Origin of the sequence: Acinetobacter sp. YH12129 (assembly GCF_013418685.1) — a bacterium.
Classification (GTDB): domain Bacteria; phylum Pseudomonadota; class Gammaproteobacteria; order Pseudomonadales; family Moraxellaceae; genus Acinetobacter; species Acinetobacter amyesii.
The window spans coordinates 25,686-44,626 of sequence record NZ_VPBP01000013.1 but is presented as its reverse complement, the minus strand read 5'-3'; the positions used below and the strand labels follow the sequence as shown (position 1 = coordinate 44,626).

18 protein-coding genes are annotated in these 18,941 nt (G+C 40.6%); 4 read left to right on the top strand and 14 right to left on the bottom strand.

The genetic code is table 11. The features are described 5' to 3' along the window. Window positions 1-88: 88 nt before the first annotated feature. The 4 genes from hfq to tsaE all read right to left on the bottom strand — a co-directional run bounded on the left by hfq (window position 89) and on the right by tsaE (window position 4,123). Window positions 89-598: an RNA chaperone Hfq gene (gene hfq / locus FTU65_RS08610; protein WP_168378882.1), complete on the bottom strand. Its 510-nt coding sequence runs from the start codon at window positions 596-598 to the stop codon at window positions 89-91. 92 nt (window positions 599-690) lie between these two features. Next, window positions 691-1,635: a tRNA (adenosine(37)-N6)-dimethylallyltransferase MiaA gene (gene miaA / locus FTU65_RS08605; RefSeq protein WP_180065247.1), complete on the bottom strand. Its 945-nt coding sequence runs from the start codon at window positions 1,633-1,635 to the stop codon at window positions 691-693. Between the two features lie 6 nt (window positions 1,636-1,641). Beyond that, on the bottom strand, window positions 1,642-3,654 hold the full coding sequence (gene mutL, locus FTU65_RS08600) for a DNA mismatch repair endonuclease MutL (protein WP_180065246.1): 2,013 nt from the start codon (window positions 3,652-3,654) through the stop codon (window positions 1,642-1,644). Then, window positions 3,644-4,123: a tRNA (adenosine(37)-N6)-threonylcarbamoyltransferase complex ATPase subunit type 1 TsaE gene (gene tsaE, locus FTU65_RS08595; RefSeq protein ID WP_180065245.1), complete on the bottom strand. Its 480-nt coding sequence runs from the start codon at window positions 4,121-4,123 to the stop codon at window positions 3,644-3,646. Before tsaE ends, mutL begins: the two co-directional genes overlap by 11 nt. Before the next feature lie 135 nt (window positions 4,124-4,258). Here tsaE and FTU65_RS08590 point away from each other — a divergent pair, with 135 nt between their 5' ends. The 3 genes from FTU65_RS08590 (at window position 4,259) to FTU65_RS08580 (ending at window position 6,166) form a co-directional block, all read left to right on the top strand. After that, a complete protein-coding gene (locus tag FTU65_RS08590; RefSeq protein ID WP_180066656.1) occupies window positions 4,259-5,164 on the top strand; it encodes a pseudouridine synthase in 906 nt (301 codons plus the stop codon). 112 nt (window positions 5,165-5,276) lie between these two features. Then, window positions 5,277-5,624 (top strand): type II toxin-antitoxin system RelB/DinJ family antitoxin, encoded by a 348-nt coding sequence (locus tag FTU65_RS08585; protein WP_078189014.1) that lies wholly within the window; start codon window positions 5,277-5,279, stop codon window positions 5,622-5,624. Window positions 5,625-5,722: 98 nt separating this feature from the next. After that, on the top strand, window positions 5,723-6,166 hold the full coding sequence (locus tag FTU65_RS08580; RefSeq protein WP_168378877.1) for a GNAT family N-acetyltransferase: 444 nt from the start codon (window positions 5,723-5,725) through the stop codon (window positions 6,164-6,166). A gap of 140 nt (window positions 6,167-6,306) precedes the next feature. Here the strand turns inward: FTU65_RS08580 and FTU65_RS08575 are convergent, their stop codons facing one another. Next, window positions 6,307-7,023: a pseudouridine synthase gene (locus tag FTU65_RS08575; protein ID WP_180066654.1), complete on the bottom strand. Its 717-nt coding sequence runs from the start codon at window positions 7,021-7,023 to the stop codon at window positions 6,307-6,309. A gap of 151 nt (window positions 7,024-7,174) precedes the next feature. Between FTU65_RS08575 and FTU65_RS08570 the strand changes: the two genes are divergently transcribed. Further along, the gene (locus FTU65_RS08570) at window positions 7,175-7,630 is read left to right on the top strand and encodes a DUF441 domain-containing protein (RefSeq protein WP_180010292.1); all 456 of its coding nucleotides are present in this window, start codon (window positions 7,175-7,177) and stop codon (window positions 7,628-7,630) included. 46 nt (window positions 7,631-7,676) lie between these two features. Here the strand turns inward: FTU65_RS08570 and FTU65_RS08565 are convergent, their stop codons facing one another. From FTU65_RS08565 to FTU65_RS08525, 9 genes are all read right to left on the bottom strand, one after another. Beyond that, on the bottom strand, window positions 7,677-8,828 hold the full coding sequence (locus FTU65_RS08565; RefSeq protein WP_257222980.1) for a CynX/NimT family MFS transporter: 1,152 nt from the start codon (window positions 8,826-8,828) through the stop codon (window positions 7,677-7,679). A 302-nt stretch (window positions 8,829-9,130) separates the two neighbouring features. Further along, a complete protein-coding gene (locus FTU65_RS08560; RefSeq protein WP_180066651.1) occupies window positions 9,131-10,141 on the bottom strand; it encodes a sensor domain-containing diguanylate cyclase in 1,011 nt (336 codons plus the stop codon). 271 nt (window positions 10,142-10,412) lie between these two features. After that, window positions 10,413-10,679 (bottom strand): gamma-glutamylcyclotransferase family protein, encoded by a 267-nt coding sequence (locus tag FTU65_RS08555; protein WP_257222647.1) that lies wholly within the window; start codon window positions 10,677-10,679, stop codon window positions 10,413-10,415. Window positions 10,680-10,748: 69 nt separating this feature from the next. Next, complete coding sequence (locus FTU65_RS08550) at window positions 10,749-11,669, bottom strand: LysR family transcriptional regulator (protein WP_078189020.1); 921 nt, start codon at window positions 11,667-11,669, stop codon at window positions 10,749-10,751. Window positions 11,670-11,850: 181 nt separating this feature from the next. Next, window positions 11,851-12,837, bottom strand: coding sequence for an ion transporter (locus FTU65_RS08545; protein ID WP_180007353.1), 987 nt, complete (start codon window positions 12,835-12,837; stop codon window positions 11,851-11,853). Between the two features lie 148 nt (window positions 12,838-12,985). Further along, window positions 12,986-14,701 (bottom strand): AAA family ATPase, encoded by a 1,716-nt coding sequence (locus FTU65_RS08540; protein ID WP_180003112.1) that lies wholly within the window; start codon window positions 14,699-14,701, stop codon window positions 12,986-12,988. A gap of 96 nt (window positions 14,702-14,797) precedes the next feature. After that, window positions 14,798-16,813, bottom strand: a complete 2,016-nt coding sequence (locus FTU65_RS08535; protein WP_180010289.1) for a hypothetical protein — start codon at window positions 16,811-16,813, stop codon at window positions 14,798-14,800. Window positions 16,814-17,025: 212 nt separating this feature from the next. Then, window positions 17,026-17,793, bottom strand: a complete 768-nt coding sequence (locus FTU65_RS08530) for a 1-acyl-sn-glycerol-3-phosphate acyltransferase (RefSeq protein ID WP_180010288.1) — start codon at window positions 17,791-17,793, stop codon at window positions 17,026-17,028. A gap of 11 nt (window positions 17,794-17,804) precedes the next feature. Then, on the bottom strand, window positions 17,805-18,920 hold the full coding sequence (locus FTU65_RS08525) for a beta-ketoacyl-ACP synthase III (RefSeq protein ID WP_180010287.1): 1,116 nt from the start codon (window positions 18,918-18,920) through the stop codon (window positions 17,805-17,807). Window positions 18,921-18,941: the final 21 nt, after the last annotated feature.

Genomic DNA, 18,941 nt, shown 5'->3' with positions numbered 1-18,941 from the left:
TTAGTAATTATTACATACCCTTTGTGAAAACAATCTACTCTTTTATAGGCAAAAAAAACCTCCCATTTGGGAGGTTTTTTTAATTCAATTAACGATTGTTGTTTTCGTCGTCTTGAGCATCTTCAAATTTAGTTTCGCCATCAAAACCAGCATTTTGACCGCCGAAACCACTTTGACCACCGAAGCCACCTTGACCACCAAAGCCACCTTGAGAGCCAAAACCACCTTGACCACCGAAGCCACCTTGGCCACCGAAGCCACCTTGACCACCGAAGCCACCTTGACCACCAAAGCCACCTTGACCACCGAAGCCACCTTGTTGACCGCCGAAGCCGCCTTGTTGACCACCGAAGCCGGCAGCGCCTTGAGCACCAGCAGGAGCACCAGCAGGACGTGGGTTACGTGCTGGAACAACAGTTGAAATAGCGTGTTTGTAAACCATTTGGCTTACAGTATTTTTTAATAAAACAACGTATTGGTCGAAAGATTCAATATGACCTTGCAATTTAATACCGTTTACAAGGAAGATCGACACTGGAATACGTTCTTTACGGAGAGAATTTAAGAACGGATCTTGTAAAGTTTGACCTTTAGACATGTTATAACTCCAAAAAATAATAAAAATCAGCGCAAAAGCTACCTTTACTTTTCAATTAAAAATTATCAAAAAGGTAGTCTGTAAATTTTGCTTTATCCGTAGCACTTTCGCAAGTCTTCTTGAGCCTGCTGCGCAGTTAAATATGTAGTAAATTTATGCGTTTCTTGCAAAGATCTTAACCAAGTATATTGACGTTTTGCAAGTTGTCGTGTTGCAAAAAGTGCCTTATCCTCCATTTCACGCTGTTTTTCGCTACTTTGATCACTATTTTTCAAAAAATCTAAAGCTTGACGATATCCAACTGAGCGCATAGAGGGTAAATTTTCATCTAAATCGTATTTTTCAATGAGAGCTTTCACTTCATTTAAAAATCCAATTTCCCACATTATTTTTAGACGTCGAGCTATACGCTCATGTAATTCTAATCGGTCGGGCAATAATGCGTAATTATGAAAATTGTATCGGTATGGTACGTTGTTAGGTTGCTCAGCTTGTAACTGAGTAATGGGTTTACCGGTTAACTTAAAAACTTCGAGCGCACGGATAATTCGTTGCTTATCACTCGGTTTAAATTTTTCACCTGCCAATGGGTCGACATGGCACAATTCTGCATATACAGCATCCCAACCTTGCGACTCAGCTTTGGCTTCAATTTCAGCACGTACGGCATAGTCTGCACTCGGTAAGTTTGAAGACAACCCTTCCAATAAAGCCTTGTAATACAACATCGTACCACCGACTAATATCGGTGTTTTACCTCGTGCATGCATATCATCAATCAGCACACATGCATCTTCTACAAAGTTCGCTGCTGAATACACTTCAAGCGGACTGATAATATCAATCAAATGATGTGGATATTTCTCCAACTCAGCTTTACTCGGCTTGGCCGTACCAATATCCATATCCTGAAAAACCAAAGCAGAATCGACAGAAATTAATTCAAATCCACCTTGCTCGTATAATTCACATGCCAAGGCGGTTTTACCGCTTGCAGTTGGTCCCATTAAGTTGATGACCGGCAATTGATTTGACATGTAAAACTACTCTCCCCGAGCAAAAAGTTTATCTAGCTGTGCCAATGGAAACGCACGCCACGTCGGACGTCCATGGTTACATTGGCTGGCAAATTCAGTTTGTTCCATCTGACGCAGTAATGCATTCATTTCAGATAGACTTAAAATACGGTGTGCGCGTACAGCGCCGTGACAGGCCATGCCTGCCAAAATTTGATCGCGCTTTTGTAGTAACCCTGCAACCTGATCACTTGGGTCTAAATCATTTAGTAAATCTGGAATCAGCGCATCAAAGTCTGCTTTATGCAAAATTGCAGGAACACCTCGGACAATAACTTGCTCATCGCCATATTGGTCTATTTCCAAACCTAATCGTGCCAATTGTTCTTTGAGCTCATCGACGCGCATGGCTTGCATCCGACTGATATTGACGACTTTAGGAATCAGCAATTGCTGTGATGTCCAAAACTCAGGTTTATCCCAAGCCGCTTTCATTTGTTGTAAAACGATGCGTTCATGTGCCGCATGCATATCAACAATGATTAAACCTTCTGTGTTCTGCGCCAAAATATAAATGCCATGCAATTGCGCAATGGCAATCCCCAAAGGATGCTCATCGACTTTCTGCTGAATATGCTCAGCTAAAGCGATATTAGGATCATTTGAAGACTCAGTTTGACGTAGAGGCGCTAAATAACTTTGCAATGCATTGTTGAGCTGTCTGGAACCCGCTAAATTTGACTGATATCCAGCACTATTATTCGACGCATTTGAATATTGCTGTGTATAAGCTTCCTGCCCTGTTGGCGCATGATTAGAAGCATATTGCACTGTTGCAGGTGAACTAAAGTCAGTGAGTCCGCCTGAGATCTCTGGACTGACAAAATTTGAGCCTTGCTCTGCAACTGGCTGAGATTGATGTAATGAAAATTGTTCCTGATGACGCGGCTGCGGAATAATATTTTCATGTGCCTGCCCGTCGAGTTTCATTGCAGATGACAATTCGGCTGTCGCGGTTTGAAATTGCGCTAAAGTCGATTTGGCAAAATGGCGCACAAACTCATGTACTTCACGTTGATTTAGAAAACGTATTTCATGCTTGGTTGGATGCACATTCACATCGATATTTTCTGGATCAACTTCCATAAATAACAAATAAGCCGCATGTTGATGTCCATGCAAAATACCGTCATAGGCCATGCGAAGTGCATGTGAAACTGTCTTGTCTTTTACGATACGTCCATTCACATAGACATATTGCATATCGGCTTGCGCACGTGCATCTGAAGGATGACCTAACCACCCACTGAGACGCATATTGACGCTATCAGCATCCATCCAGTACGCATTTTCAGTAAATTGACGGCCTAATAATTGTTGCACCCGCTGAAAACGCAGCGCACCACTATCTGCAATAGGCAAGTTCAGCTTAATGCTATTGTTATGCTCAAGGACAAAACGTATATCAAAATGGGTCAATGCTAAACGACGGACAATTTCTTCGATATGTCCAAACTCAGTCCCCGGTTTTTTGAGGAACTTACGCCGTGCAGGTACATTAAAAAATAAATCTTGCACACGGATGGTTGTGCCTTGCGTCGCTGCCACAGGCTGAATTTCTTGCGAATCAAATGCGGTGCCATTTACTTCGACCTGATAGCCTACACCGTCATCATTTTGGCTACTGGTCAGTGTCAAACGAGACACCGCAGCGATCGAAGCCAAGGCTTCCCCACGAAAGCCCAAACTGACAATGGCATGTAAATCTTCAGCAGTTTGGATTTTACTGGTGGCATGGCGCATGACCGCCAAAGGTAAATCTTCAGGGTGGATGCCCCGACCATTGTCTATAATTTCAATCAGTGTACTGCCGCCTTGTTCAATACGAACAATCAGCTCAGTCGCCCCTGCATCAATGGCATTTTCCAGTAATTCTTTGACCACAGAAGCGGGACGTTCAATCACTTCCCCTGCGGCAATTTGGTTGGCTAAGGCAGGATCAAGCGTTCGAATGCGGCGGGCACTGATTTCATTCAGCATGGATAAATTTTTGCTCCAAAGCGTTTTGCAAAGTTTCTGAAGTAGAGCTTAAAGTCGCTGTACGGGTGGTTTCATCCGCAGACTTTTCAATATTAATAATTAAATCAGCCGCAGGGATTTCGTCGCCCCCTTTTGATGGCCATTCAAATAAAAATAGGGCATTCGGCGTTTCTAAATAATCACGGATGCCCATGAGTTCAAGCTCATAGGGGTCGTTGAGACGATATAAGTCAAAATGAAAAATATCTTGTCCTTGAATATTGTAAGGTTCAACCAATGTATAGGTCGGACTTTTTACCGCACCTTGATGACCCAAGTGTTGTAAAAAATAACGGGTTAACGTGGTTTTTCCTGCACCCAAGTCACCAATTAAATACGCTACACCCGTCGTAAAATGCGTCGCCAGTACGGTAGCTAAGTTTTGGGTATCGACTTCACTATTAAGTTCCAGACTGAATGAATACTGCATATTACTCACAACATGTACATAAGAATTAAATATGATAGCATCGCACTGGCTAAAATGGATATGTTCACACTATAGATTGAGCATTTTTCATGATGTGTTCTCTGCTTTATTTGCTCAGTTTTTAGATCTTTCTTCATGCACAGTTTTGAATTTACTCCCCCAATGATCAATGGTGTCAGTGCCAGCAAAGTCTTCCTTGACGGTCAACACACACAAGCCTCTACCGTCTATGCATATTTGTGTGAGCAATTTCCTCATATCCTAGCAGCAGAGTGGCAACAACGATTTAAAGATGGATTGGTCTATGCCGCAAATGGTGACGTTTTAACGATAGACAGTCCTTTTGAAGCAAATCGTCATGTTTATTATTATCGATTCTTAGCGCATGAAATCCATGTTCCCTTCGAGCATCAGATTTTATTTGAAAATGATCATTTCATCGTGGTCGATAAACCGCATTTTCTCACCATGAGTCCAACCGGTCAGTATGTACAAGAAACCTTGTTGGTTCGACTCAAAAAGCAAACGCAGCTTGAACAGCTAACGCCGATTCATCGTTTAGACCGTGAAACTGCCGGCGTGGTGCTCTTCTCCAAATGTGTCGAAAGCCGTGGGCTATATCAACAGATGTTTGCCACTCGAAACGTTCAAAAAACCTATCATGCCATTGCAGCTTATCGAGATGAATTAAATTTCCCAATCACAACTCGCTATCGCATGGAAAAAGGTCAACCTTTTTATACAATGCAAATAGTAGATGGTGAACCTAACAGCGAAACCTTCATTCAGCTGATCCAGCAGCATGGAAACCGCGCTAAGTATGAATTAAAGCCACATACCGGCAAGCAGCACCAACTCCGTGTGCATTTAAATGCTTTGGGCATTCCAATTCAAAACGACCCCTTTTATCCAGTAGTGCAACATAAGGCAGAGGATGATTTCAGCCAACCTTTACAACTACTTGCGAAACATCTTGAGTTTATCGATCCTGTGACAGAGCAGGCTTTTCAATTCAGTTCTGCCTATGAATTGACACTGTAAATCGATTGTCATTACATTAAATTGATAAAATACTGCCGAACATTCTTGAATTTATGATAGTTTTGATTAGAATAAATGCGAAAAGTTAAGTATTTTAAAGCTTTCTAAGAATATGAGAAAAACTGAAGTCTACCAAATCCGCCTCGATTCACAGGAAAAGAAACAGGCCTTTGCCGTGTTTAAACAATTAGGCATTACACCTGCACAGGCTGTACGTCTATTCTTTAAACAAGTTGTTTTAACCAAATCAATCCCCTTCTCTATTGAAAACCAAAATATCAATATTGAACAATTGATTAAGTTACGCAAATTAAAACAACAAGAAGCCCAAGCCATTTCAACCACTGAAATTAGCCCTGCGGAATTAGAAATTTTAAATAATGATCCATTATTAGATGATGATCATCTCGACTTGTTTGAAGAGCTCAATGCAATTTTGGGTGAAGGTGACAAAACTTAACACTGTCGCATTTATAAACAATTTATAAATCAACCAATTTCGAAAATTCGATATGCTTCATGCAAGACTGATAAAAATAGCATGGAGTATAGAAAAAAATGATCGTTCGACGCGCAACAGAAGCAGACCTTCATCCACTTGCTGTTTTATTTGATGAATATCGCCAATTTTATGGCACCTCTTCTAATCTTGATATCTCATATAAATTTCTAAGACAACGTTTTGAAAATAATGAAAGCGTAATTTTTATTTGCTTAAAAGATGATGTGATTACTGGGTTTATCTTACTGTATTTGGGCTTTTCATCTGTGGCTTGTTCAACCTACTATATTTTAGATGATGTCTATGTCAGCCCTGTATATCGTCGTCAGGGTTCAGCCAAACAATTGATCGATACCGCGGTTCTCTTTGCTCAACATGAAGGTGCGCTTCGAATCAGCCTCGAAACTCAAAAAAATAACTATCACTCACATCAGCTCTATGAATCGATGGGCTTCATTAAAGATGATGAATTTCAAACTTATCATTACTTTATTCGCTAATGCCTTGCTCGGCATTAAAAACATCATCAACGCATATTAGAAACGCATCTTTAAATAAATAATTAGCAGACATATTTAGGGGCTTTAATACCACACATTCATCCTTTGAATGATGACATATCAAAGCCCAGTACACATTACTATGCAGTGATATTTTCACGAAATTTCGATTGTTCAATTTGCACCGCATTCAAATAGACCCACTCACCCTCAGCGAGATCATCAAGCTTTAATTGTCCAATTTGAGCACGATGTAAAGTTTCAACTTTATTACCGACAGCCGCCAACATCCGCTTCACTTGATGATATACCCCTTGATGGACAGTCATTTGTAATTGCTGTGAAGCCAATAGCTGCACATCGGTTGCAGCGAAAATGCCTTTTTCGTTTCGCAGCTCCACGCCTTGTTGTAATTGTTGCATTTGCTCAGGCGTCACAGGATCTGCGGTATGCATCGAATACACTTTGGCAACATGCTTTTTAGGGTGTGTCAGTGCTTGCAGATATTGACCATCATCCGTGAGCAGCAACAGTCCAGTGGTGTCTTGATCCAGTCGCCCGACGCATTGCAAACCACGATTTAACAGCACATCATCAAATAATTCAAAAACACTAAAATGATGGGTTGCCTGATGCGAACATTCATAACCTTGGGGTTTATTTAACGCAATATAGATATGCTCACGATAGACATAGTCCTGACCATGCACACTGTAAGTTAAATCATTCAAGTCCAGTTTTTGCTTTGGATTATCTACAATCTCACCGTGTATTTCGACCGCACCATTTTTAATCAACTGTTGGCAATATTTACGCGAACCAAAACCTTGTGATTGCAGCATTTTTTCCAAAAACATAGAACAACCTAATAAACACCATATATTGCTATTTTATACTGAACCACGAGCCAACTTGCAGGAAAAATAGCGGAAATAATCTTGAACGCCAGTTTTTAATGTTTCTGCGCTACACTATTGATTATTTATTGAAGTTTCTCACGAATTTCCTATGTCTCAGTTGGATTTAAATCTGATCGTGTTATTGGTGTTATTGGCTTGTGGCATCTTTAGCCACAATACAGCGATCACCATAGCAGCAGGTGTCTTGATTATTTTCCGCATCACGCCTTTAAGTGAATTTTTCCCCTATCTGCAACAATATGGCTTAAACATTGGCATTATTATTTTAACCATTGGCGTACTCACGCCGATCGCTAGCGGGAAAATACCCGGCGATTCAATTTTAAAATCCTTTTTAAGTTGGAAATCCCTCGTCGCAATCGCCATTGGCGTCTTTGTCGCATGGTTAGGCGGTCGCGGTGTCAAACTGATGTCCAATCAGCCAGATGTGGTTGCCGGGCTATTGATTGGGACAGTCGCAGGTGTTGCGATGCTGCGTGGTGTACCTGTCGGCCCACTCATTGCAGCAGGCATCTTGTCGCTACTGATTGGGATTAAGCAATAAGGCCGTTGCTGACATAGCGGTTTAAAAAATTTTAATTTGAGCCATGCTACATTTTAAATAAACGCCGACTAAGCATGATTCCAACGAATGACAACGCTGACATCAAGATACCCGCCCAAAACCACGCTCCAGTCTGTGAAACCACAGTGGCAATCACAGGTGGCAGAACAAATTGGGAAATTGCAGAACATTGTAAAATCATGCCGACCGTCGTACTAATTGCCGCAGGATAAGGTGCAAAATGCAGTGCTTGTGCAAAGACCGTCGCAGCAACCAAGCCTCCAAAAAGCGAAAAACTAAACACCGTTAAATATTGCAGTAAAAAAGGTAACGCATCTTTAGAGAGATAAAATCCTAAAGAGCAAATGATCAAGACAGCAAAACCCAGTTGGACTAAAGTTCTAGCTTGAAAACCACGCTGTAATAACAGTCCACACCCCCATGTACCCACCGCATTCGCAACGGCAACACTGGCTGTTAAAGCGCCTGCCAATTCAGCTGAAATTTGGTTTTGTGCATAAATCATCGGTAAGAAACCCACCAATGCAAACCACTGCCCTGCATATGTCCCAAAAATGAGCGCCAAAAGCCATGCTGCAGGATGTTTCAGAGTATCCCGAATGAGACCAATAATAGGTGTTGTATTCAGCGCCACATTAGGCTGAGGAATAAACATAGCGATACAGAGTAGTAATGCTGCAGTAATCATAGCGAAACTGAGCCAAACCACACTCCAACCATATTGAGCAATTAGAAATGGCGCAACCAATAAGGCAATGCCCATACCTCCACCCATATAGGCACTCCACAGCCCCATCTTTGCGCTGATGTGCTGTAGCGGTACAAGCTGACGGATAAATGCAGGCCCTGTGAGTGTCACCAATAAGAAGCCAAATCCTTCTATGACACGCAGTAGCAACAAGACATCAAAGCTTTGTGCAAAGCTCCCCCATGCACTTGCTATCGTCAATAGACTTAAGCCCAACAAGATACACAGTTTAAATCCAATTTTTTGGATATAACTGCCAATCAACAATGCAAAGCACATTCCTGCGCCCTGTACCAATGAAAGCAATAAACCAGACTGAATAAAGCTAATACCAAGTTGCTGCTGTAATACAGGTATCGCGGGCGGTAATTTCCCGATATGCATTGCAGCAATAAAACCTGCCGCAATAATGAATAAATCTTTTGACATCCCTTTCATTGAATTGTCATGCTCTTTTCGCCATGCAATAGTGCACAGCTTAACAATTCAAAATATTATTTTGAGTCAAAAAACAAATGACCTTAGATGATTTTTCAATTATTTAATCATCTTGCACCGTCACATGCTAAGCGCACTTTGATTTAAATTAAACAACGATACTTAGTCATGGCATCTGCATTTGTTTGAGACAGGACAAGTTTTCATCAAAACGTTTTGCGATACTTTAGATAATATGAAGGTAGTGAACGACTTTACCTGCATAACTATGAATGAATTATTTAAGCAGTGAGTTATTCAGGATTGATTTGTTTCCGTTCACGCTTATTGGCGTACATTTTCAAATCAGCCATTTCGACCAATTGATCGATGGATTCGGCATCCTCTGGAAATAAAGCCATGCCAATACTGGCACCAATTTTCAAGCTCATTTGCTCGAATGCAAATGGCAGTCCGCAACTTTCTGCGATTCGATTCATCGCCGTTTGCGCACGCTCTAAGTTGGCAATATTGGTTAAAATCACAGCAAATTCATCACCGCCCAAGCGTGCAACCAAGTCATCTTGACGTGTTTCACGCAAAATGCGCTGTGCAATTTCTTTCAGTGCAGCATCCCCAATGCGATGTCCAAACTGATCATTAATCGGCTTCAGACCATCCATATCAATCATCAAGATACCCAGTACTTTTTTCTGCGCGCGAGCTTTTTCTATACCTTGGCGTAAAAAGTCGACAAACAAAGCCCGATTGGCTAAGCCGGTTAAGCTATCTTGAGTCGCCAATTTATATAGCTCTGTCGCACCGAAACGTGTTGCATGGTACATCGCCGCAGCGATCAACTCAGACATCAAACTCAATATATGTAAATCAGCTTCCTGAAAGGCATCGACTTGGTCAGAGTAAATCTTTAAAACACCAACACCTTCATCACAGTGAATCAATGGCACCACAGCCATCGAACGCAATCCAACACGTTGACATGCCACGCGATCTACCCGTGCATCTGTTTCCGAATCTTGGCAATACAGTGTTTGTTTTTGCGCTATACATAGACCCGATAAACTATTTTCAATATGAAGTCTTAAACCCAGTAAATGACTCGCCCCACCAGACACTGCACGATAGACCATATCACCATCTTCAGCCAACTCTACAACTGCACCTTTTGCATGTGTAATCTGCTGCGCCTGTTCTGCAACTACGGTCATCACTGCATTTAGATCTAAACCCAGTTTGGCAATTGCTGTCTGCGTTTGAATCACAGACATGAGTTGAGTTGGTGAGGGTTCTATAGTATTCGGCATGATTGAGCTCAAACAGGTTTCAGTGTGAGATACAGCTCAATTCTAAAAATTATTCATCCACTTGTATAGCAATCTTAAAGTGATTTCTGTGCATTCAAGCACTTTAGATACAACTCTTTCAGATACGGCTCTTTAAAAAATTGCACTCAAGGAAACAACAGAGCAAGCAGAATCATCGATACATATTTCGCAGGTTGGGGAAAGTCATAATGTATGGATGACCCACGTAATGTATGGATGACCCACGTATTTTACGACTCTCCCCTCAATATTATTTCAAAGCGTAAATTTCACTCTGCATCCATTCTCCGCCTTCCAATTGCACATCAACAGCCACACGTTGATATTCAGCACCTTCAAATTCATCTAAAGCAGCCCAATGAGCTGCTAAGTTTTCAGAGATAAAAACATAGCCTTCAATGGCTTGACCTGCCTTCGATAAACGGATGCCCGGACTGCCCATCGCCGCACCCCAGCCTTTATGTTCTAACTCACCCCAAACCACACCTTTCTTCCACTCGCCACCTATGTGCTCCATCACATGAGCATTGGGCTGACCTAGACGTCATGTCCCGTATACAAAAAGACTCTGAGTCATAGCTCCTCCTTAGTTGGAATAATATTGATTGCGTTTTTGTGAGAATTTGGCCAACTGTTTTAGGAAGCCTTCAAAATAGCTTTTTTCAGCCTCTTCGGTACGATAGCCTGCGTACAAGGTCCGTCTTAAACCTTCAGGTGAAACACAATCTAAACGTCGAGAGGTCACCCAACCTTTTTGTTCATATTCATTTACCACCCAATCTGGTAATGCCGCAATACCACGACCACTTGCAACCAACTGAATCAGCATCTGGGTCAAATCTGTAGTACGAACGTGTTTAGGCTGAATATTGGCCGGTAAAAATAATTTTGCCATGATATCTAAACGATGTTTATCAACCGGATAGGTAATCAGCGTTTCTTCTGCTAATTCTTGAACAGTCACATTTGTCGCACGAACCAATGGATGTGTATTTGACAATACCAAACGAGACTCATATTCAAAGATAGGGAAATATTCCACACCTTTTAAATTGATCGGATCTGCCGTAATCAGAAGATCAAACTCGCCCGTTTGTAATAGTTCATGCGGATTGGCTTCAAAGCCAGAAGCAAAGTCCAAATCTACATCGGGGTATTGCTGACGGTAGACATTCAATAACGGCATGAGCCAATCAAAGCAACTATGACATTCTGAAGAAAAAATAATTCGGCCGGTTTGACCATGCACAATACGTGTAATGTCCGATTGCGCAATTTGAACTTGCGGCAAAATGTCATCGGCAAGGCGTAGTAAACGTTGCCCAACATTCGAAAAGGTCACAGGACGTGTGCGTCGGTTCACAACCTCTACCCCATACCAATGATCTAGCTCTTTCAACTGGTGTGAAAGTGCAGAAGGTGTTAAACACAAATCATTAGATGCAGCGACCAAAGAACCGTGTTCTCTGAGTGCCAATAATGTTTTGAGATGGCGTAATTCCAACATAATGAGTTCCACAAACGACATACTGAATGAGCTGAAAATCAGTATTTTTAAATTATATTTATCATATCATGATATTTATGAATCATATTCATCATAAATTTTATTTAACTATTTTTTATTAACATGAATATACTTCATCAAGTTTTACTGAATCATCTTTAGCTAATGTGTTTTTTTCACATTACAAATCAGGTAATTTTTTTCCACAATGCGGGCAATATGCATACTGCTCACGCTCCTGCTTTAATGATTCCTCTTTTTGCTCACGTAACAATTGCCAAATAATATCCTGTGTTTGCTCACGGGTTAAACCCACTGTTTTTCGGATTTCTTCGATTTTTTCAGGCTCAAGTACAAAATCAATTTCACGATTTTGAATCAACTCACGAAAACTGAGTTCTAATTGTTGTTTGCGTTGCTCCAATTCATGTGCCAAACCATTGGCTAAAATACCTGCTGGCAATGCTGCCAAGCCAACCCCTAATATCGTAATCATTGCACCTAATATCCGCCCAACAGGGGTTATCGGTGTTACATCGCCATAACCGACCGTCGTTAAAGTAACAACAGCCCACCACATGGACGCAGGAATAGAACTAAAGACCTCTGGCTGTGCTTTACTCTCAACTAAATACACCCCAGCTGCGGCCATAATAATCATAATAAATAAAATAAAAACAACAGCTTGAAATGAACCTTTTTCACGTTCAATGACACGTAACAAAATTTGCAACGACACAAAATATCGAGTTAATTTTAATAAACGCAGTAATCGTAAAATACGTAAAAAACGCAAATCAAAATGGACAAAGAAATTTAGATATGCAGGTAAAATTGCCAATAAATCAATAATTGCGCCACCACTTTTTACCCAATTCAAACGATTACGCCAAGCGGAGTAAAATGGGTCTTTATCTGCAATCGACCAAAGCCTCAATACGTATTCAACACTAAATACAATGATTGAAAAATTTTCAAAAAAATCAAAGTAAACTTGATAAGACAAATAAATATCATTGACCGATTCGAGTAAAACCGCAGCAGCATTACCTAAAATCAGCAATATCAAAGCATAGTTGAGAAAATGACTAAATTTAGTTTCATAATCATCATTATGTAAATTGTTATAGACAAATTTACGCAGTGAATACCATGCACTAAAAGTCATAATTCAAATCGTTAGCAAATTAACTTGCTACAGTGTAAACCATCGCTTAGGAAAAATACGAATCCTTTAGACAGTCTACTGTTAAATCTATTGAACGATATTAACCACACTTTATTCATCAGTATTTTTCGTATGCACCATATATCCATTATTCCACAAATAATAAAGCCAAACGAACTTGGTCATATCCCATGCGTGGACTGGTTAACTCCACAATTGGACGCAACTTAACCGTGCCGTCATCATTATAATGTGCTGGGTCTTGTCGCTTCGCCAAGCGTTTATAGATTTTACGCACCTGCTCAACCACATCTTCTCCCGGATGTGCCACCGAGATATCTAAACCTTGCTCTTTTTGCAGACGAGCCAAATGGTTAATAATGGTGGCTGGTGTTAAGCCACGCTCCACTGCAATATCTTGAATTTCATAACCTTCCTCAAACAACTCCCGAGTTTGATCTAAAGTCGCTGTGGCAAAGCTTTGTTTTGCACCAGTTTTGGCTATTTTCTTTTCATTGCGCTCGATTTCCACTTCATTCAGCGTTCCACCACAATGACGAATAAAGGCTTTATGTTGTACGGTTAAATCAGCCTCTGCAAAATTGGTTTCCGCTTCATCAGAGAGTTCCTGAAAGCGTCGATCAGCTTTAATGGCCAAACTGTCGAGTTCTAAGGCTTGTTCATTAAAACCAAGTAAACGCAAACCATCTAATGTTTTTAAACGCGACAATGCCACATAACCCTGACCTTTCTCAAAAGTATGCGTCAAGTTAATTTCAGCCGCTGCCAGGGTCATCCCTTGAGATTTGTGAATGGTGATCGCCCAAGCCAAACGCAGTGGAATTTGTTGGAAACTGGCAATGGTTTTACCATCATCATTATCGACAGACCATGTTTCAGGTTCTACCACCAAGGTCGTGCCATCAGTGAGTTTTACTTTAGGCAAGATGCCATATTCATCATCTTCTTCAAAACCTATCACTTCACCGAGGCTGCCATTGATATAGCCCACGTCAAAGTTGTTTTTTACAAACATCACTTTGGCATTTTTCTTTAAGGTCAAAGTTTCCGGCGCACGCACTGAAGATTTTAAGGTTTCAATCAGTTTGTCATTACCATCGCATTGAGCATCAAACTGGCGAGATTCCTGTTCAATTTCATTTAGATGTTTATAGTTAATACTATCTACATCCATATTATGGGTATACAAGCGCGTAAAGGTTTCACCTATATTTTGTGAACTTGTCTGCCTTAAAGCATGCAAATGATCGCCCGTAATTTGCTGAGCACGAATCGCATTTAGAATATCATTGAGATAGTCATTACCCTGACGATGTTGTTCGGTCAAATAACACACGCGAAACTTCGCTTCTACCCATGCCTCAGACATAAAGCAAAACTTGTCACGGTTTAATTCACCTTTGCGTCCCACAGGGGGTAACTGGAAGAAGTCACCTGCAACAATGACTTGAATCCCCCCAAAAGCATCTTCACTGTCTTTAAAAAATTTTAAAACTTTATTCACCAAGTTTAATTGCTTGGCATGCAACATCGAAATTTCATCGATGATTAAAACTTGGGCATTTTCCAAATGCTCTTTTAAATATTTACGTTCTTTTAAGCGCTTTAACTCATCTTCGGAAATCGCATCTTTAATCCCAATCCCTGCCCATGTATGAATTGTCATGCCATTCATATGGGTTGCAGCAATCCCTGTAGAAGCCGTAATTGCCACCGGCACTTTGCGCGCTTTTAGATAATTGATGTACTGATTTAAAGTATAAGTTTTACCTGCACCAGCCGAACCTGTTAAAAACACATTTTCGCCTGCTTTGAGCAGCTTGAGTGCAGTTTCTTGTTTCATAAGACCTATACCGTAAAAGAACGGCTATAGCCTAACGATTTTTGACTCAAAAGTTAAGCGCACAACACAGTTTACTAAATCCGTATTTCGCCAATCTTACTTTAAGCTATTGAACCTATTTAAAAATTCTTTGGCGATATTTACTTTTTCTATTTCTGCTTGGGTATTATTTGAATACTCAAGTTGATCAAAAACCAAAATGTGGTTTTGCACATGACAGCCCAAAGTCATCGATACATGCAAAATGGGATGGTACATATGAAAAGCTACATATACTCTTGCAATGATACTGGCGCTATAACTTAATGCCAAACAATGTTTAAAGTGAATAGATTCATCAATAATTCGATCGATGGTTTTTAATTCTTCAAAGACCCACTCTTGAAAATATATTTTGTCTTCTGTTGTAAATGGCTGCCAGACTGTTGTCTGAAATTTACGCTTTAATTGAGTTAACACTTCTTGCTTTTGTTGCTTAGCATGCCAATGCACCGCCTGATGAAAGACCCCATTCCAGGTAATATTTTTAGGGACTGTATGACCTGTAGAATAAGTCGCACTAACATAGTCACGCACATATGCATCAAATACAGATACTCTTAAATTAGCATGCTTTAAATAAAATAAATTTCGAAAATCCTGCAGTTGAATTTTATGCTGTCGTAACATACTTAAAAACTGGCGATTTTCTTGGGTTTCTGGATGGATATAATCCATCAAAGCCTGCGGTAAATGCTGCGTACAACGTACTAAATGTTGCAGATAGGCCTGCATAATACGGCTCAAAGGTAGATAGACTTTTTTTATGGCCTGATCCTCTGCGCCTAACACCTGTCGCATTAAGATCAACCACTCATCTAAATACAAAATCGATGGGCTGATCACTACACGATGGTCATCATGCTGCTGATATTTTCGCTGTAAAACAAACTGTAGATTTTTTTCATGATTAAACCAATCATGTTCATGCGCAATCGTATGACAATTTTGAATAAATAAGCGCGCTGCAACAAATTGAAAATGTTGTAAGGTTGTAAGAATCAATGCGGGATGAATATGCTGCGTATCGACAAAACTTAATGCCGTCACAGCCACTCGTACATTACTGTGTTGAAAATTACGACTCAGCCAATCCAACACTTCGACTGACTGCTTGAACACCCATCGCACTGCACGGTTGTTATCGAGTAAAGGGAGTTTTCCACATTTTTTTTGCCAAATTGCTGTAGCTTGCACAAAATTACTGTGGCTTAATATGTCCTGCTCTGCCCAAACATCCCGATGCATCAAACGAATAAAACCCAACAAATTGGGACGCTCATATGCATGGTCGAGCAACAAAATAATATCTTCTATATGTTCATTTAATTCTTGTAAATTGAACCGATCTTCATAACTCAAACTCATGATCCGGTAAATCGTTGGATCTAAAAATTGTGCTGTAGCAAAACAAATCTCGTCCAAACTATCCATCAAGAGCTGTATCGGCAATATTTCAGCTTCTGTAAGTGAATGAAGCGCAAACATCTGCTCAATCTTTTGCATCAACCAATGTGGTAGACAGATTTGGCATTCGATATACGTTTGTAATAGCGGTGTCTGATAAATCTGCTGCTCTTGCATCAGCTGATCAAAAATTTGCGCTTCAACTGCTGTCATCTGTGCTAAAAACTGCTGAACACGCGCTGGCCCATTTAGATGTTGAAAAATCGACTGTAAGATCAATTGTCTAAATTGCTGTGCTTTTTCTCTGAGCAAGAGTGAATGTTGCGGCTTTAGGTCGCCAGTAAAAAAATACAATTCATGAAATAAGAAATCTTCTACTACTTCAATACATGGCACTGTCGTATGCAATTCAGCAATTTTGATGGGTCTAAATGGACTTCTAGGAAACTGATAGCCAATCGATTCACGACTTTGTAGCTGTAAGGTCCACAGTCCATTACACAGTTGAATGCGGTGCTGCTCTTGTTCAATTTTAAAGATATTTTGTGAATTGAGTGCTGTAGCAAGATCCATTTGCTCTTGATACAACTGCTTTAAACTTGGAGATATTCGAATAAGTTGCCGAGCAATATGCTCAAGCTGCGGGGTCAAGCTGTTCTGTTCCATCTTCCGCCCTAACGATCGTTGATTATTTTTCAACCTTCACTATAGTCAAAGTTTAATACTCCGACTACTGCCATTAATCGGCCAAAATGATGTTCATAAGGTCAATGCAAAGGCATTAGTTTGAAATACCGAAAGACAAATGTTGTGACTCATTCTCTATGATTTTGAGCTGTGACGGATAAAAAATAGATAAAGTTTCAGAGTAGTCACTATTATTGATCTGTAGAATGTTGTTCTGCACGGATTCTTTTGAGCTGTTCTATCGCAGTGTAAATATCTTGTTGTAGAGCCTCTCGATAACGCTTTAAATCCTCCACACTCTGAATATGACTTAAACTTTGACGGGGTAAAAATTGAAAATAGAACGGAATGCGCTTGGGGATAATCCGTTTGGGTAAAGACGGAATCACATCACCATGGCGTAATAATTTATCGAGTTTTTGTATTTTTAATAGTTGTTTAAACCAACGATGTTCAACGATCACACTGGCATCGAAACCCAGTTCAAAGACTTCATCCCCACCTAAAGCGGCAAAAGGCACGATGTCATAATTAAATTCTTGAGCCAGTTTTAAAAAGCCATAACGTTGCTTCCAGATCAGTTGATAGGCTTCTCCTTTTCGCTTCAATACCTCTCGACCGCCGCCGGGAAAAACTAAAATGGAATAGCCTTGTTGCATCACTGTTCTGACATAGTCCTGAATACCTTGGACTGCACCGAACTTTTTGACCATGCCACGCCAACCGGGCAAATAAAAATGGCTATGATCAGCAATACTAACCACAGCCACTTTATGTTCATTGTAGAGATAATCAATAATCACCGGTGAATCGAGTACACCGTAAATTGTGTGATTCCCTACATACATTGCAGGTTTAGATGCATCGATGTATTCAGCGCCTAAAAATGTTGGCGTGAAATACATGCGGGATAAAGCGCTTAAACGCTTTATCCATTTTGCATCATGTTCAACCTGCAAATGTACCGACCTTAGGCAGCATCATGTTTTTGAACAAGTATAGAACCTACTGAGTAGCCTGCACCAAATGAGCAAAGTACACCGTATTCGCCATGGTTTACTTCATTCGCAGTACGGTGCAATGCAATAATGACGCCTGCAGAAGAAGTATTGGCAAATTCATCAAGAATGATTGGCACAAGGTCTGGCTGAGCATGTTCTTTACCTACAACCAGTTTCAGAATCAATTCATTCATGCTGGCATTTGCTTGGTGTAACCAGAAGCGTTTTACATCTGTTGCCGCAATTTTATTGTCATCCAATTGCTTAGTGATCATTTTCGCCACTAATGGACACACTTCTTTAAATACTTTACGACCGTCTTGACGGAAACGGTTGTTGTCGATGTCAGCATCGACTTCACTCATATTTAAGTAACCGAAGTTGTTACGAATGTTGTTTGAGAACTGAGTAAACAGGTCAATATCCAACACTTCAAAACCAGCTTTGGTTTCAGTTTCTTCAATGATCGAAGCCGTTGCAACGTCACCAAAAATGAAGTGACAGTCACGCATACGGAAATCTGTATGACCAGACGTGATCTCAACGTTCACCAATAACACGCGACGAGCACCTGATTTGATCGCGTCATAGGCTTGTTTGATACCAAAAGTTGCAGCTGAACATGCAACGTTCATGTCATATGCATAGCCCTGAATACCCAATGCAGTTTGGATTTCAATCGCTACAGCAGGATAAGCACGTTGAATATTTGAACAAGACAAAATCACTACATCGATGTCTTCTGCAGTCACGCCTGCATTTTCCATCGCTTGTTTAGCCGCAGCAACACCCCATTCCGCTTGTAGCGAAATTTCATCATTTGGACGTTCATGTAGCACTGGGCGTAAACGTTTTGGATCTAAAATACCGCTTTTTTCAGCAACATAACGTGCTTTCACGCCAGACGCTTTTTCGATAAATTCTGCACTTGAACCACGGCGCGCTTCTAGCTCACCGGCTTCAATTTTTTCAGCATTGTCGCTGTTGTACTGTTCCACATAAGCATTTAAAGCTTCAACTAACTCTTCGTTAGTAATTACGTCTTCTGGATGATAAAGACCTGTACCCGTAATGCGGATGCCCATGTAAAACTCCTTTTAGAAATT

Excerpts from the sequence above, each read along its gene's own strand:
- FTU65_RS08585 (WP_078189014.1), top strand. The coding sequence starts at position 5,277 with ATGAGAAAAACTGAAGTCTACCAAATCCGCCTCGATTCACAGGAAAAG.
- FTU65_RS08555 (WP_257222647.1), bottom strand. The coding sequence starts at position 10,679 with ATGGAGCACATAGGTGGCGAGTGGAAGAAAGGTGTGGTTTGGGGTGAG.
- miaA (WP_180065247.1), bottom strand. The coding sequence starts at position 1,635 with ATGTCAAATCAATTGCCGGTCATCAACTTAATGGGACCAACTGCAAGC.
- FTU65_RS08570 (WP_180010292.1), top strand. The coding sequence starts at position 7,175 with ATGTCTCAGTTGGATTTAAATCTGATCGTGTTATTGGTGTTATTGGCT.
- hfq (WP_168378882.1), bottom strand. The coding sequence starts at position 598 with ATGTCTAAAGGTCAAACTTTACAAGATCCGTTCTTAAATTCTCTCCGT.
- mutL (WP_180065246.1), bottom strand. The coding sequence starts at position 3,654 with ATGCTGAATGAAATCAGTGCCCGCCGCATTCGAACGCTTGATCCTGCC.
- FTU65_RS08535 (WP_180010289.1), bottom strand. The coding sequence starts at position 16,813 with ATGGAACAGAACAGCTTGACCCCGCAGCTTGAGCATATTGCTCGGCAA.
- FTU65_RS08565 (WP_257222980.1), bottom strand. The coding sequence starts at position 8,828 with ATGTCAAAAGATTTATTCATTATTGCGGCAGGTTTTATTGCTGCAATG.
- FTU65_RS08540 (WP_180003112.1), bottom strand. The coding sequence starts at position 14,701 with ATGAAACAAGAAACTGCACTCAAGCTGCTCAAAGCAGGCGAAAATGTG.
- FTU65_RS08575 (WP_180066654.1), bottom strand. The coding sequence starts at position 7,023 with ATGTTTTTGGAAAAAATGCTGCAATCACAAGGTTTTGGTTCGCGTAAA.
- FTU65_RS08590 (WP_180066656.1), top strand. The coding sequence starts at position 4,259 with ATGCACAGTTTTGAATTTACTCCCCCAATGATCAATGGTGTCAGTGCC.
- FTU65_RS08560 (WP_180066651.1), bottom strand. The coding sequence starts at position 10,141 with ATGCCGAATACTATAGAACCCTCACCAACTCAACTCATGTCTGTGATT.
- FTU65_RS08550 (WP_078189020.1), bottom strand. The coding sequence starts at position 11,669 with ATGTTGGAATTACGCCATCTCAAAACATTATTGGCACTCAGAGAACAC.
- tsaE (WP_180065245.1), bottom strand. The coding sequence starts at position 4,123 with ATGCAGTATTCATTCAGTCTGGAACTTAATAGTGAAGTCGATACCCAA.
- FTU65_RS08545 (WP_180007353.1), bottom strand. The coding sequence starts at position 12,837 with ATGACTTTTAGTGCATGGTATTCACTGCGTAAATTTGTCTATAACAAT.
- FTU65_RS08525 (WP_180010287.1), bottom strand. The coding sequence starts at position 18,920 with ATGGGCATCCGCATTACGGGTACAGGTCTTTATCATCCAGAAGACGTA.
- FTU65_RS08580 (WP_168378877.1), top strand. The coding sequence starts at position 5,723 with ATGATCGTTCGACGCGCAACAGAAGCAGACCTTCATCCACTTGCTGTT.